This window comes from Barnesiella sp. An22 (genome assembly GCF_963931395.1).
In the GTDB taxonomy this organism is placed as follows: domain Bacteria; phylum Bacteroidota; class Bacteroidia; order Bacteroidales; family Barnesiellaceae; genus Barnesiella; species Barnesiella merdigallinarum.
This window is the reverse complement of record NZ_OZ007014.1, coordinates 67,841-82,948: the sequence shown is the minus strand read 5'-3', so window position 1 is coordinate 82,948 and position 15,108 is coordinate 67,841. Positions and strand designations below refer to the sequence as shown.

Annotated in this window: 12 protein-coding genes; 6 read left to right on the top strand and 6 right to left on the bottom strand. The window is 55.3% G+C overall.

The window, feature by feature from the left end; genetic code table 11:
- Positions 1 to 24: 24 nt before the first annotated feature.
- The 4 genes from argS to ABGT88_RS00290 form a co-directional block, all read right to left on the bottom strand.
- Entirely contained in the window at positions 25 to 1,818 is a 1,794-nt protein-coding gene (gene argS, locus ABGT88_RS00305; protein ID WP_087407952.1) for an arginine--tRNA ligase, read from the bottom strand.
- 341 nt (positions 1,819 to 2,159) lie between these two features.
- Positions 2,160 to 2,786, bottom strand: coding sequence for a lysine exporter LysO family protein (locus tag ABGT88_RS00300; protein ID WP_087407953.1), 627 nt, complete (start codon positions 2,784 to 2,786; stop codon positions 2,160 to 2,162).
- Positions 2,783 to 3,061 (bottom strand): lysine exporter LysO family protein, encoded by a 279-nt coding sequence (locus ABGT88_RS00295; RefSeq protein WP_258326863.1) that lies wholly within the window; start codon positions 3,059 to 3,061, stop codon positions 2,783 to 2,785. The genes ABGT88_RS00300 and ABGT88_RS00295 overlap by 4 nt, the downstream gene beginning before the upstream one ends.
- 586 nt (positions 3,062 to 3,647) lie before the next feature.
- On the bottom strand, positions 3,648 to 4,043 hold the full coding sequence (locus ABGT88_RS00290) for a hypothetical protein (protein WP_143240895.1): 396 nt from the start codon (positions 4,041 to 4,043) through the stop codon (positions 3,648 to 3,650).
- A 292-nt stretch (positions 4,044 to 4,335) separates the two neighbouring features.
- Between ABGT88_RS00290 and ABGT88_RS00285 the strand changes: the two genes are divergently transcribed.
- Positions 4,336 to 5,832, top strand: coding sequence for a glycoside hydrolase family 10 protein (locus tag ABGT88_RS00285; protein WP_258326861.1), 1,497 nt, complete (start codon positions 4,336 to 4,338; stop codon positions 5,830 to 5,832).
- Between the two features lie 108 nt (positions 5,833 to 5,940).
- Here the strand turns inward: ABGT88_RS00285 and ABGT88_RS00280 are convergent, their stop codons facing one another.
- On the bottom strand, positions 5,941 to 7,821 hold the full coding sequence (locus tag ABGT88_RS00280) for an AAA family ATPase (RefSeq protein WP_087407958.1): 1,881 nt from the start codon (positions 7,819 to 7,821) through the stop codon (positions 5,941 to 5,943).
- A 594-nt stretch (positions 7,822 to 8,415) separates the two neighbouring features.
- Between ABGT88_RS00280 and folK the strand changes: the two genes are divergently transcribed.
- Positions 8,416 to 8,892: a 2-amino-4-hydroxy-6-hydroxymethyldihydropteridine diphosphokinase gene (gene folK / locus ABGT88_RS00275; protein ID WP_346699804.1), complete on the top strand. Its 477-nt coding sequence runs from the start codon at positions 8,416 to 8,418 to the stop codon at positions 8,890 to 8,892.
- Positions 8,893 to 9,185: 293 nt separating this feature from the next.
- Positions 9,186 to 10,508 carry a methionine adenosyltransferase gene (gene metK, locus ABGT88_RS00270; protein WP_087407961.1) on the top strand — a complete coding sequence of 441 codons (1,323 nt, stop codon included), beginning with the start codon at positions 9,186 to 9,188 and terminating at the stop codon, positions 10,506 to 10,508.
- Between the two features lie 140 nt (positions 10,509 to 10,648).
- Here metK and ABGT88_RS00265 read toward each other — a convergent pair whose 3' ends face one another.
- Positions 10,649 to 11,479, bottom strand: a complete 831-nt coding sequence (locus tag ABGT88_RS00265; protein ID WP_087407962.1) for a phospholipase A — start codon at positions 11,477 to 11,479, stop codon at positions 10,649 to 10,651.
- A gap of 334 nt (positions 11,480 to 11,813) precedes the next feature.
- Between ABGT88_RS00265 and ABGT88_RS00260 the strand changes: the two genes are divergently transcribed.
- The 3 genes from ABGT88_RS00260 (at position 11,814) to ABGT88_RS00250 (ending at position 15,106) form a co-directional block, all read left to right on the top strand.
- Positions 11,814 to 12,884 (top strand): DUF4369 domain-containing protein, encoded by a 1,071-nt coding sequence (locus ABGT88_RS00260; protein WP_158096836.1) that lies wholly within the window; start codon positions 11,814 to 11,816, stop codon positions 12,882 to 12,884.
- 33 nt (positions 12,885 to 12,917) lie between these two features.
- Entirely contained in the window at positions 12,918 to 14,459 is a 1,542-nt protein-coding gene (locus ABGT88_RS00255) for a YifB family Mg chelatase-like AAA ATPase (protein WP_346699801.1), read from the top strand.
- A 176-nt stretch (positions 14,460 to 14,635) separates the two neighbouring features.
- Positions 14,636 to 15,106, top strand: a complete 471-nt coding sequence (locus ABGT88_RS00250; protein ID WP_346699799.1) for a T9SS type A sorting domain-containing protein — start codon at positions 14,636 to 14,638, stop codon at positions 15,104 to 15,106.
- Positions 15,107 to 15,108 lie beyond the last annotated feature (2 nt).

The following is a 15,108-nucleotide window of genomic DNA, read 5'->3' as shown; positions in this document are numbered from 1 at the left end:
CTGGTTTTAAAAGGTTGTTGTTCTTTACATACGGTCGGGCACCTCGATGCCGAGCAGACCCATACCGGTCTTGATGACCTTGGCCACGTTGGCCGAGAGCATCAGGCGGAAGGCCCGTACCTGGGCATCCTCCTCGCGCAGGATGGCGTAGTCGTGGTAGAACTGGTTGTACTCCTTGACCAGGTCGTACACGTAGTTGGCAATGAGCGAGGGGCTATATATGCGACCGGCCTCGGCTACGACCGAGGGGAAGTCGGCCAGGTGCTGGATGAGCGAAATCTCTTTCTCGGTAGGCTCTACGTGGCTGGTATCTACGCTGTGGTAGTCGATACCGGCTTCGGCAGCCTTGCGCATCACCGAGCAGATGCGGGCGTGGGTATACTGGATGAAGGGCCCCGTGTTGCCGTTGAAGTCGATCGACTCTTTGGGATTGAAAGTCATGTTCTTGCGGGGGTCTACCTTCAGGATAAAGTATTTCAAGGCACCCAGGCCTACGATGCGCGAAATCTCTTCGGCCTCTTCAGGGGTACAGCCGTCGAGTTTGCCCAGTTCGGCCGAGGTCTCGCGGGCGGTGTCAATCATCTCGTCCATCAGGTCGTCGGCATCGACTACCGTACCTTCGCGCGACTTCATCTTGCCCTCGGGCAACTCTACCATGCCGTAGGAGAAGTGCACCAGGTCTTTGCCCCATTTGAAGCCGAGCCGGTCGAGCAGTATGGAGAGAACCTGGAAGTGGTAGTTTTGTTCGTTACCCACCACATAAATCATCTTGTCGATGGGGAAGTCCCTGAAGCGTTGTTGGGCCGTGCCGATGTCCTGGGTCATGTAGACCGAGGTGCCGTCGCTGCGCAACAGCAGTTTCTGGTCCAGGCCCTCGTTCGTCAGGTCGGCCCATACCGAGCCGTCCTCCTTGCGGAACATGAGCCCCTTTTCGAGACCTTCGAGCACTTTGGCCTTCCCTTCGAGGTAGGTCTGCGACTCGTAATAGATCTTGTCGAAGTCTACACCCAGACGGCGATACGTCTCGTCGAATCCGGCATATACCCAGTTGTTCATCATCTCCCAAACCCGACGTACTTCGGGGTCGCCGGCCTCCCATTTGCGCAGCATCTCGCGAGCCTCCTGCATGAGGGGCGATGCGGCTTCGGCCTCTTCGGCCGTCATGCCCTTGGCCTCGAGCTCTTTGAGCTCCTCCTTATAGTGCTTGTCGAAGAGCACGTAGAAGTCGCCGATGAGGTGGTCGCCCTTCTTGCCGGCCTTTTCGGGCGTGATGCCGTTGCCCCACTTCTCCCAGGCCAGCATCGACTTGCAGATGTGGATACCCCGGTCGTTCACGATGTTGGTCTTCACCACCCGGTTGCCGTTGGCTTGCAGAATTTTCGAGAGGCTGTATCCCAGCAGGTTGTTACGTACGTGACCCAAGTGCAGCGGCTTGTTGGTGTTGGGCGAAGAGTATTCGACCATGATGAGCGGAGCATCGGGGGCAGCCTGGCGGATACCGAATTGAGCCTCCTCGTCGATGTGGTGCAGCATCTCGCTCCAGAACGCCGGAGCGATAACCAGGTTGAGGAACCCTTTGATTACGTTGAACGAGGCAACGGCAGGTTCATGCTCCTTCAGGTATTCGCCAATCTCCTGAGCCGTAGCTTCGGGAGCTTTGTGCGAGGCCTTCAGGAAGGGGAAGACCACGAGGGTAAGGTTGCCTTCGAACTCTTTTTTCGTCTTCTGGGGATTGGTCGTCCCGGGGGCCGCGTCGACTCCATACAAGGCTTTCACGGCCTTGGCGGCGGCATCGGATATGATTTGTTCTATTTTCATCTCTCTACTTTATTAAATATATGGGGTACAAAGATAGTGAAAGGCGAGCGCAGAGGCAAATGGAAAACGAAGTTTTCGACATTTGACAGTGCCGAGCCGCCTCCTTTCTTCTGGAAAGATAGTGAAAGGCGAGCGCAGAGGCAAATGGAAAACGAAGTTTTCGACATTTGACAGTGCCGAGCCGCCTCCTTTCTTCTGGAAAGATAGTGAAAGGCGAGCGCAGAGGCAAATGGAAAACGAAGTTTTCGACATTTGACAGTGCCGGGAATAAAAGAGCCCCACCTGTTCGCAGTGAGCAAGTGGGTATGGGCAGGACCGAATCGTTGTCGCGACCGGCCGTTTCAACAAAAGGCATTGATGAGGATCGGTACGCTCACCTCGAGTACGATACCATGCAGAACGGCGATGGGTATGAGCTCTTCGCCTCGCGTGGTATTGCGTACAATCATGGGCAGGCACACATCCATCGAGTTGATGCCGGCCACCGATATGGGCACCAGTCGTCCGCCCCAGCGGGCCAACGTAGGAGTGCCAAAGAGGGCAATCATTTCGCGTATGACGTTGGCAAGCAGAGCCACGGTAGCCAGTTCGGTAGCGCCCTGCACGCCGAGGGTTGCACTCTTGAGGTCGGCAATCAGCACCGACGAGAGCGAGTAGTATCCGAACCCGCTCCCCACAAGCAGGCAGTCGCTGAGGTTACGCCCGTGCAGCAGCAATACTCCTATGGCCGAGAAGAGCAGGGTGCCGGCGATGGTAAAGAGGGGCAGCAGCGACATGCGAGGATTGAGCGAGCGGACCAGCTGGCGCAAGTCGGTGGCACTGCCCAGACTGATGCCTACTTGCAGGATGAGCAGCGAGAGGATAATCATAGGCAGGTCGTGCCCGTGCAGCCAGTCGGGTGCCTGGTTTGAAAGTCCCAGCGCAATACCGGCCACGAAACATCCCAGAATGAGCAGATTCTCTTTCATAGTTTACCTCCTTTCTTGAAGAAGAGCCGTTGGGCAGCCCGGGCAGCCACGATGCTGCCGACTACGCCCAGGCAGGCAATGACCAGAGCTTGCCAGCCAAATCGGTACAGGTTGTCGATGAGGTCGCGGTTAGACCCTATCGAAATACCGAAAACAAACAACAGCAGGCATACGGTGGCCTGAATGCCCCATTTCGTAGCCTTTACGCAGGAGCGTCCCCGCAGGAGCATCCCTACGCCTATGCCTATGGCGAGTAAGATGAGAATGCGAAACATAGTTGTACACGCTTTTGTGCAGCACTTCTCCGTCGGCCGTATATGCCGAGGGTTACCTGGCTGCAATGATGGTAATATAGAGTTTGATTGAGTCTGGGGCGAGGTGCTTGCCCCGGTCGGGAGTTGTGCCGATAGCGGTGCCACTACTCCCTTTATAGAAGGGGAATGGCTCAAATGAACCCGCTGAACCAGTGGACATACACCGTGGGCGAGGTAGGCGATGCGTTACCTCGAACGATGGAAAATCGAACTTTGTTCAGTACTAATATCATACAAATAAGCGTATAAAAATACGATGCAAAGGTAGCTATCTTTTGTGGAGTCCCAATAGGAAGGGTCTCTTCTTAATATAATTTAATAGATGTGCCGGCCTCTTTGCATTCGTTGGCTTATGGGTGTCAGGAGCCCGATGGTGGAGCGGGTGGGTTGACCGGGGAACAGACGGTTGTGCCGCGATTGGTAAGGGATGCTCTTTTCCTGCGGAGGGCAATTGCTTGCGTGTGGATTGTCCTCGTGGAGACAAAAAGGGCTGTACCGCGATTGGAAAACGGCACAGCCCTCGGTTCTTGTTATTCGATGAGCCGAATTATTTCTTGGCGTTCTCCTGTTTGCAGCAGGGCGTGTTGGCTTTTTTGCAGTTGGTTTTGCAGGGAGCTTGCTTGCCACAGTTCGCATTCTGTTTGCAACAGGGCGTTTTGCAGTTTGTGTTGCAGGGAGCCTGTTTGCCGCAGTTGGCATTCGACTGGCATTTTTTCTGGCAGTTGGCTTTGCACTCTTTGCCGGTGCAGTTGGTGCACTTGCACGCTTGGCAATTCCCTTTACACTCTTTGCATTTGCAATCGGTGCATTTGCACTCTTTCTTATTGCATTCCTTTTTGCAGCACTCGGTTTTCGCTTTGTTGTCGGTCGTGTTTTGAGCAACAGCCGGTAAAGCGATGATCGAGGCGGCGGCAATGCAGGCCATAATAAGTAATTTCTTCATAGGTCTTGTGTATTTTAGTGAGATTACGTTGCAAATATAATACGAAGTCGTTGTGACTCAAATACAACGATTCTTATTTTTTCGAAAAAGCAGGCACAAGGTTTGTAAAAGGTGTAAAATCGTACTGATTCTTATCTGTACCGTACGCTCTTCACGGACTTTTCGACTTGCTGCTTGCGTCCTCTTTGCCCCTGTTGTGGACGAAGACAGGCTGCGCCTCGGCAAAGCACAAATAAATTTGCTTTTGCTCTCGGCTTGCACTATCTTTGACACAAAAACAAAATTCAAGACAATGAAACTTAAAATTTATTTATCGCTACTGCTGCTCGTTTGCCTCGGAGGCAGCCTGGTACGGGCCGACGAGCACCCGAAACGGGAGTTCCGTGGAGCGTGGATTCATACGGTGGGGCAGAGCCGTTACCGCGATATGGACCGGGATTCCATGCAGCGCTATTTCAATGAGATGTTGGACAGTCTCCAGCACATCGGTATCAATGCGGTGATTTTTCAGGTGCGCCCTACGGCCGACGCCTTCTATCCCTCGCAGTTGGAGCCGTGGAGCAAATATCTCACGGGGCAGCAAGGGGTGGCTCCCAACCCTATGTGGGACCCGCTGCAATATCTGATTGACCAGTGCCATGCCCGCAATATGGAGTTGCACGCCTGGCTCAATCCCTACCGGGTGGGGACGGTCGGAGCCGAGCCGCTGGCGCCTTCGCACATCTATTACAAGCATCCCGAGTGGTTCGTTCAGTATGGTAAACAGCTCTATTTTGACCCGGGATTGCCCGAGTGCCGCGAGTTTATCGGCCGGGTGGTCGACGATATTGTGACTCGCTACGATGTCGATGCCATCCACATGGACGACTATTTCTATCCCTATCCTATTGCCGGCAGCGAGTTCCCCGACGATAACAGCTACGCCCGCTATGGTAACGGTATGGAGCGGGGTGACTGGCGTCGCGAGAATGTGAACCTGCTCATCAAGGAGTTGAGCGGGATTATCAAGACGCGCAAACCCTGGGTGCGCTTCGGTATCAGCCCCTTCGGTATCTACCGTAACCAGAAGAGCGACCCCGACGGCAGTGCGACCAACGGCTTGCAGAACTACGACCAGCTCTATGCCGATGTGTTGCTGTGGACCCGTAACGGTTGGGTGGACTACATGTTGCCGCAACTCTATTGGGAGATCGGCCACAAGGCGGCTTGTGTCGAGACGCTTATCTATTGGTGGAACAACCATGCCAACGGCCGGCACCTCTATATCGGGCAGGATGTGGTGCGCACCATGAATGCTACCGACGTGAATCCCATCTACACACAGTTGAACCACAAGATGCAGTTGAGCCGCTACCTCGACCACGTGGGGGGCAACTGTTTCTGGCCGGGCTACTCGTTGCTCGAGAATTACAAGGGTATAGCCGACGACTTGCGCAACTACTACCACGCCGTACCTGCCCTTATCCCGGCTTATACCTTTATCGACAGCAAGGCTCCGGCCGAGGTGAAGGGGCTCAAGGCCAAGTGGACCCCCGACGGTTACGAGCTGCAATGGAAACGCAAGGAGACCAAAGACGAGATGCAGAAACAGATTTACTTCTGTGTCTATCGTTTTACCCCGAGCGAGAAGATTAACCTCTACGATACCTCTCATCTGGTGACGGTGACCCGCGATACCCGCTGCCTGCTCCCCTATAAACGGGGTACTCGCGAGTATGTCTATGTGGTGACGGCTGTAGACCGCATGCACAACGAGAGCGACGGCAAGAGCAAGAAAGTGAAATTGTAACCGGTCTTGTCGAGACCGAACGAATTTGGCGGCGTTGGCTGCCGAGGAGGCCACCCCCGGTTGAGGGGCGGCCTCCTCTTGTTTTTTAATGTTGGGTTTTCGGGACGGTCAGGCTCTGAATCCGACACGTACCGGCTGAGGAACTCTCAAGTCGGGGCGAAGGGCCAGTCGCGCTTCGGCTTCGTCGATGTCGGTCGCCTCTACGGTGCTGAGCAGCACCCGGTCGGTACGGTCGTGGCCGGGAATGGACATGATGCGGCGAGCCATGCTTTTGACAATGCCCTGTTCTATCAGGTTGTGCACCCAGCGGCCGTTCCCGAAGTGGGCGTCGCGGTGAGCGGTAGCTCGGGCAATCGCTGCCCGTAGCCGCTGTTCGGCAGCAGGGGTCAGTACAAATCCCCGGTCTTGCAGCGTCTGGCAGGCAATGGCGTAGAGTTCGTCGTTGGTATAGTCTTCGAAATAGAATTTCAGGGGGAAGCGATCCTTCAATCCCGGGTTCGACTGGAGCAGAGTCTGCATCTTCTCTTCATAGCCGGCCAGAATCACAATCAGGTCGGGGTCGGGTTCCGACAGGATGGGGAGCAGGGCGTGAATCACCTCCTTGCCGAAGTCGTTCGACTCCTTGCTGCGGCCCACCAGCGTGTAGGCCTCGTCGATAAAGAGCACCCCGCCCCGGGCCTGCTCCAGCACCTCCTTCATGCGGTTCTCGGTGTGACCTATGTATTCGCCCACCAGGTCGGTGCGGCAGGTCTCTACCGTGTGCCCCTTCGAGAGCACTCCCATTTGATGATACAGTTCGCCTACCAGACGGGCCACCGTAGTCTTCCCGGTCCCCGGGTTGCCATAGAACAGCATGTGGTGACGATTCTCTTCGTGGGGGTCGAGGCCAAGTTCGCGGCGCTCCCGGGCAAACCGGGCCGCCAGGCAGGCATCCTGCATGTCGGCCTTCAGTTGAGAGAGGCCAATGAGTCTTTCCAGTTTCTGAGTGGCATTGCACGAGGTGTCGGTCGTTTCGGGGCAGGGCTGTCTGAGGTCGCAGACGCCGGCCTCCTCGGGCAGCGGCAATTCTGTCTCCTCGTCGTCGTTCCATATCGAGTTGTCCGGCATCTCCGACAGAGCAAAGGTCGTATGCTCGTCGAAGAGGTCGGCCAGAGCCGGGATATACTGCAACAGCAAGTCGATGTTCTTTTCCGAGCCGTGGAACACGAAGGGCAGGGCATCGGCACTCTTGAGCCAGTCGCTCAGCAAGTCGAGCATGTTTTCGTTACAGGTGCTGGTGCCCATGCGATCGACCTGCACCACGACCGTCTTTTTGTCGTCGAGGTTGTCTCGCAACAGCGACCAGCTCAAGCGGCCCGATAGCAGGTCGTTGAGGGCAAACCGGCAACAGGCCTTCGGATGGCTGTCGGTGAGGCTGGCCGCCAGAATGCTGGTGGCAAAAGCAGCCGCCTGCGCCTCGTCGCCCGATACCACCCAGTGCCGCTTCGGGGAGGGAGCGGAGGTGTACCAGAGCAGACTGTCGATGAGTTTGCGAATGGCCGTGGGCGAAATCGACCCCTGAGCCAATCGGCTCCACCACGGTTGGTGGCACAGGTGGCCGACGAAGAAGAGCGCTTCGGGGTGGTCGGCAGCCTCTTCGAGGGCGATGTTTTCCCACTTGTCATAGTCGCTGAACAGCGCAAACGAGGCGTAGCCCCGCAGGAGTCCGTTGCAATAGAGAAACAGGTGGCAGCAATCTTCGAGCCAATAGGAGCTGGAGGCCAGTTGGAAACGTATCTTGCGGGGTGCCTTTCGGCCGTTGGGCTTTTGCCACACGTCGGCACCCAGCAGTTGATAACGGGTAGAGTAGATGCGAATCGACACCTCTTGCACCGGGTCGGGCAGAGTGTCGGTCGAGAGTTCGGCAATCAGCAGATTGATAGCATATTCGGGTCCCTCGAGCGAATCGTCGAGCGAACGCATGATTCGTAAAGTCAGAGGATTATTCATAACAACAAATGATTTTAAGGTGAAAAAATGAGAAAAAAGAATTGTGCGCTGCCCTCTTCGCCTCACGCGAAAACGACAACTGAACCACGCTCGTTTCCCAGGACGAAACGAACGTAACTTTTCCGATTACGTCAAAGAACGCAACAAATCCGCTCCCTGCGAGTGCGGGTACAATCTTGTCGGGTTCATGCCCTACGGCGCGAACCAGACTCGAAAGCTTGTTGCGTGATACATCTCTTTGACAATCATTTGTTGTATATGATCAAAATTTACAGTCTGCCGCCTGCAGTGGCGAGACTGTGCAGAGGCAAAGGTAGTGAATGGAGTGAGAGCCTGCAAGCAAAATCGGAAAATTTTTTTGGTACAACCCTCTATCTTTTATAAAGATAGCTGTGCACGGGTAGGTGTATAAGGTGTCAGTAGGTGGGGCAATGTTCTGTTGTTTATGGAGGTGTCATGGTCGATACATCGGACAACGTCCCGACAGTTGTCGCTCTCTCGGATATGTTCAAAATCATCAAAAATTTAAACCAAAGATTTTTGCAAAAAAGCCCCTTTTTGCTATCTTAGTAGCGCAAAAAAGAGATAAACATCATGGCGAAGCGAGTATACTTGGGCTTAGGCTCGAACCTGGGGAATAAGGAGCAAATCATCAGGAAAGCCATCGACCGGATTGGCAAGCGGGTAGGCACGGTTGTAGCCGTGTCGTCGTTCTACAAGACAGAGCCGTGGGGGTACCAGTCGGTACATACCTTTTGCAATGCGGCCATGGCTGTCGATACCGATTTGCTGCCCGAGGAGGTGCTCTCGACCGTACAGGCCATCGAGCGAGAGTTGGGGAGCAAGGACCACCGGCGGAGCGACGGCAGTTATGCCGACCGGCTTATCGACATCGACCTGCTCGACTACGACGGCCAGGTGCTCGACACCTATGCGCTGGTGCTTCCTCACCCCTACATGCACAAGCGCACCTTTGTGGTGGAGCCTCTCGCCGAGATTGCCCCGCAGTGGATGCACCCCGTTCTGGGCAAGACGGCTGCCGAGATACTGGCCGGCCTGGAGGGGAGGTAACATCCAGGGAGAGAATGCCGTATTTGCTGCGGTAGCTGTCGTGGCAAATTGAAAATTCGTTGCGAAAAGAGCGATAAAATTTGGTATTGCTCGCGGCATATATTATCTTTGCCGCGCAATTACAAAAAACTGTGGAAGGATTTGGCTGCTTGCAACCACGAAAAAAAATGCTAAAACTGCGTTACGGGGTCTCGCCGAGGCCCGTCCGGCTTTATCAAAATCAGTTTACTTTCGTGGGCTTTGCAGTTGTTCTTCCTTGAAAAAGAAGTATTTACTATTTATTCAAGAGAGAAATGAACTATTTGTTTACCTCGGAATCGGTGTCGGAAGGACACCCCGATAAAGTGGCCGATCAGATTTCGGACGCTTTGCTTGACGAGTTCCTGGCCTATGACCCGAACTCGAAAGTTGCTTGCGAAACCCTTGTGACGACCGGGCAGGTCGTTTTGGCGGGCGAGGTTAAATCGAATGCTTATGTCGATTTGATGGAGGTGACCCGTCGGGTAATTCACCGGATTGGATATAATAAGAGCTCGTATAAGTTCGATGCCGACTCGTGTGGCATCTTTTCGGCCATTCACGAACAGTCGGCCGACATCAACCGGGGCGTGGAGCGAGCTGATGCCATGGAGCAGGGTGCCGGCGACCAGGGCATGATGTTTGGTTATGCCTGCAACGAGACAGACAACTACATGCCTCTCTCGCTCGACCTGTCGCACCTGTTGCTCATCGAGTTGGCCGCCATTCGTCGCGAGGCTTCGGCCATGACCTATCTGCGCAAGGGGCGGGTGACGTCGTATCTGCGTCCCGACTCGAAGTCGCAGGTGACTATTGAATACAACGAGAAGAACGAGCCGGTGCGCGTGCACACCATCGTCATCTCGACCCAGCACGACGAGTTCGTGACGCCGGTCGATGGCTCGAAGGAGGCACAGGATGCTGCCGACCGCGAGATGTTGCAGACCATTTATAACGATGTGAAGACGGTACTCTTGCCCCGCGTGATAGCCCAGTTGCCCGAGCGGGTACGGGCACTCTTCGACGATCAGCTGGTGCTGCTGGTGAACCCCACGGGCAAGTTTGTCATCGGCGGTCCTCACGGCGATACCGGTCTCACGGGTCGCAAGATCATTGTCGACACCTATGGCGGCAAGGGTGGTCACGGCGGCGGCGCCTTCTCGGGCAAAGACCCTTCGAAGGTAGACCGTTCGGCAGCCTATGCCGCCCGGCATATAGCCAAGAACCTGGTGGCTGCCGGTGTATCCGACGAGATTCTGGTGCAGGTATCCTACGCCATCGGGGTGGCCGAGCCGGTAAGTATCTATGTGAATACCTACGGCAAATCGCATGTGCCGATGAGTGATGCCGAGATTGCCCGTCGCGTGGGCGAGATATTCGACATGCGTCCCCGGGCTATCGAGGAGCGGTTGAAACTGCGTAACCCCATCTATGAAGAGACGGCAGCCTATGGCCACATGGGTCGCAAACCGCAGACGGTGGTCAAGACCTTCACGTCGCACTACAACACCGAGCCGGTGGTGCGCGAGGTAGAGCTCTTCACCTGGGAGAAACTCGACTATGTGGATGTAGTGAAGAAAGCCTTCAATCTCGACTGACCGATAGACCGGTCGAAACGGAACCATACGAAGGGTGTGCCTGCGATTTTCGAACGGGTGCACCCTTCGCTCGTTTTCGACAGGGGTAATTCGGCGAGGCTGTTGGGGGATGCCTTTAGTATTTTATCGGGAAAGAGAGATTAGAAGTTGCTGAAATTCTGGGGTTTGATGACGAACCCGATACGCAGCCGGGAGTGGAACTTGTTGTAGTCGAGCAGTCCCTCGCCGTAGCCGTTGTAATATTGCAGGAAGAGATACTGGTTCTCGTTGGGGAAGAGGCGGGCACTCAACTCGACGACGGTGTTGAAGTTGAAGTTCCAGCCGCTGCGTTTGGTGAGGATGATGGAGGCTCCGAATCGGCGGTTGTCGCTCAGGTAGCTGCCGGCCAGTTGGAAGATGCCGCAATACTTGAGTATGTCGCGGTTGTTGCCGCTGTCGATAATGGGTATCCAGGTTTTGAATTGCAGCTCTACGTTGTGATCGACGGCAAGTGCACCCATAAGCGAAATTTTGTTCCAGCTGCGAGACCAGATACTGTCTTTTCCGTTCGACTCATGCTCGACGAGGAGCGTGACCTGTCCGATGAAGCGGTCGTGGTAGATGACCGGGTGCGTGAGGCCTATGCCCGGATTGAAGTTGAGGTCATACATGGGGAGCGACTCTTGGAATACGTTCCAAAAAGCCTTTTGCGTGTAGGTGATAAAGAGGTAGGTATCGAAGGGCAGCTTGCTCTTGGTGAGTCGCTGGCTGATACTCAACTGAAATTTTACATCCGAATTTTGTCCGGTGGGTCTCCCGCCCAGAGTAGAACCCACGATGAAATAGTTGTCTTTGAAAAGCGAGAAGTAGGGGCGCTTGTCCAGCTCTTCGCGTACGCTGTCGGGATTGTACTTGGGTACATTGTTGCGTATCTGGGCATTGGCGACGACTGCCAGAAGGAGCAAGGGGAGGAGAATGGCAAAACGTTTCATAGACAAGGTATAAGATATTTTGCAAATATATAGAAAGTCGGGAGTATAAAAATAAGCTCGCTTGATTTTTATACCAAAAGGTGTATCCTGTATTCTACCAAAAGGGAAAAGGATTAACCGCTACAAGTGAAAACCGCGTTTTCACATGGTGTTGCGTCGTACCTCCTTTTGGAGGTGCAAATATAGGCTAACTTCTCGGAGATATATAGTCAAAAAGGTCGTTCTTTTTTGTCGTTTTTTCCAGAAAGTTCGGGCTCGGTCGAGGGTTTTGACCGATAAAGTTTGGCTTCTCCCGCAAATCGAGTACATTTGCAAGAAAAGAAAAAGGTTTTACATGAGCAAAATAGGCGCAATATTGTGTGTGGGTGTGCTGCTGTTGAGCGGTTGTGGAGGCAAAAGTCACGAGTTTTCGGTCGAGGGGACCCTCAACAACCTGGGCGGTCGGCCTGTCTATGCGGTTTACAGCACCGAGAGCGGTATCGTGGTCGATACCCTGCGTCCGCAAAACGGATATATCGCCTTTAAAAATTCGTCGGCCGAGCTTATTCCCATTCAGTTTTATTATTTCGACAAGACTCCGTTTACCCAGATTTATGTGCAGAACGGCGACCGCATCGAGCTTTCGGGCGACGGGCAAGACCCCTTCGGCCTGAAGGTAAAGGGCAGTTCGCTGAACAAGGAGCTGTTCAAGTTCAACCAGGAGAACAAGGAGCTGTTGCAAACCTGGCTGGCCGAGCGTAACGCCTCGGCTTCGGGGTCGCGCACCCCTCGGTACGAACAGTTGTGCCGGGAGCTGCAGGGGGTGGTGGCCGACTATGTGGGCAAGCATCGCGACTCGCCCGTGAGTGCCATCCTGTTGAGCAACTATCTGCTGGGCGAGGCCGATCAGGCCCGTTGCGATTCGCTCATTGCCCTGCTCGACCCCGGGGTGCTGGCCGGTGGGGCCGGAGTTCCGTTGGTGCGCTATCGGGAGTTTGAGAATACGTTGAAAGCCGATTCGGTATTGCCCTACCTCTCGCTGGTCACGGTGGCCGATACCTCGTGGATAATCGATGCCCAGGAGGCCCGGGCCACGCTGCTCTGTTTCTGGGCAGCCGAGACGGCCGGGACCCGCGGCTACGAAACTTTCCTGGGCGATATGGCCGCCCGCTACGATACCGCCGTGCAGGTGATAGATGTGTCGCTCGACCGCGACAGTGCCGTATGGCGCCGGACGGTATCCCCCGACACCGTGCAGTGGACCCGGTTGTGGGCCAAGGGGGGCTACCTCTATGCCGGGGTGAAGTGGCTCGACATACACCGCCTGCCCTATCTGTTGGTAGCCGATTCGACGGGCCGGGTGGTGGCACGAGGTCTGTCGCCCGACTCGACCCGGGCCTGCATCGACCGGATGATTAAACCCTAATCGGGTGTATATAACCTGCTTAAATCTATTACTATGTTGGTGAAAGTTTTCGGAGCAGCCGTGCAGGGCATCGACGCCCTGGTCGTCACCATCGAGGTGAACTGCTCGCAGGGGATTCGATTTCTCATGGTGGGGCTGCCCGATGCGGCAGTCAAGGAGAGCCACGAACGCATTGTCTCGGCCGTAGAGCACAACGGCTATAAATTTCCACGTCGACAAGTCATTGTGAACATGTCGCCTGCCGACATCCGCAAGGAGGGGGCCTCTTACGACCTGCCTCTGGCCATCGGCATCCTGGCCGGCGACGGCAAGGTGAAGAGCAATCGCCTGGGCGACTACATGCTCATGGGCGAACTCTCGCTCGACGGTTCCATTCTCCCCATCAAGGGGGCATTGCCTATCGCCATCAAGGCCCGCGAGGAGGGATTCAAGGGGTTGATTATCCCCAAGGCCAATGTGCGCGAAGCGGCCGTGGTGAACAACCTCGAGGTCTACGGGGTGGAGAACCTCACCGAGGTGATCCGTTTCTTCGATGGAGAGGTGGAGCTGGAACCGACCGTTATCGACACCCGGGCCGAATTTTTCAAGGAGTGTACCCGTTTCGACCTCGACTTCAGCGACGTGAAGGGGCAGGAGAGCGTGAAGCGTGCCTTCGAGGTCGCTGCTGCGGGCGGGCACAACATCATACTCATAGGTCCGCCGGGGGCAGGCAAGTCGATGATGGCCAAGCGGTTGCCGTCGATACTCCCGCCGCTCACCCTGCAAGAGGCCCTCGAGACAACCAAGATACACTCGGTGGCCGGCCGTATGGAGCGGGGCAGTTCGCTGCTGTCGCAACGTCCCTTCCGGGCACCGCACCACACCATTTCGTCGGTAGCGCTGGTCGGTGGCGGAGCCTATCCCCAGCCGGGCGAAATCTCGCTGGCCCACAACGGGGTACTCTTTCTCGACGAGTTGCCCGAGTTTTCGCGTCAGGTACTCGAGGTGATGCGTCAGCCGCTTGAAGACCGCAAAATCACCATTGCCCGGGCCAAATACTCGATTGAATATCCGGCCAGTGTGATGCTGGTCGCCTCGATGAACCCCTGTCCCTGCGGCTATTACAACCACCCCGACAAGGAGTGCATCTGCAGCCCGGGGGCCATACAGCGCTATTTGGGGAAAATCTCGGGTCCGCTGCTCGACCGCATCGACATACAGGTAGAGATTGTACCCGTGCCTTTCGAAAAAATATCGGATACCCGTCCGGCCGAGTCGAGCGAAGCGATACGCCGGCGTGTCGTGGCCGCCCGGGAGATTCAGGCCGCCCGCTTTGCCGAGTATCCCGGTATCTACTGCAACGCCCAGATGACTCCCCGCTTGCTGAACCGCTATGCTGCGCCCGATGCCGCCGGGCTTAAACGGCTGAAGGATGCCATGGAGCGATTTCATCTCTCGGCCCGGGCCTACGATCGTATCTTGAAGGTAGCTCGCACCATTGCCGACCTCGACGGATGCGAGACGGTGCAGGTGCAGCACATCAACGAGGCGGTGAACTATCGCAACCTCGACCGCGAGAACTGGGGAGACCGTTGAAATGGGGGTGTTTTTTTCGCCGGCGAAGCAGATAACCGGGATAGGGATAAAGACAATTTAAGAAAAATATCTATTTTTGCCGCGAAAAGGAGACCTTGATGTCCTTCGCGGGAAGATGATGCAATTGAGAATCCTTAAACTGATAACTGAAAAATATAACCATCATAACATTAGCAATGAAGAAAATAGGCGTGTTGGGCATATTCTTATGCCTGAATTTTATGCTGTACTCCGACACCCTGAAAAAGGTAATCGATGTGGAGTACAAGGACAACACGGTGGTGAGCGTGGTGCTCTCTCCCGATTTGACGATGCGGTTTGCCGACGATGCCCTCGTTTTTGAGAGTGCAGAGACCGACAACAGTTTTGCCTTGGCCGATATTTCGGGCTTTCGCTATACCAAGCGGGCCATTTCGGGAATCCACGAGGTCACGGGCGAGACCTTTGTCGTGACGGCCGAGGCGTTGCAGATAACCGGGTTGCCTGCCGGGACTACGGTGCAGGTATACGACCTGAACGGCCGTCTGGTGGCCGACGAGCAGGTCGACGGCGAGTTCCGCCTGGCGTTCGACCGGTTGCCCGGCGGGGCCTATGTGGTCCGCTACGGCCAGGTATCGCGCAAGATTATCGTCGCCCCACGGGGATAATC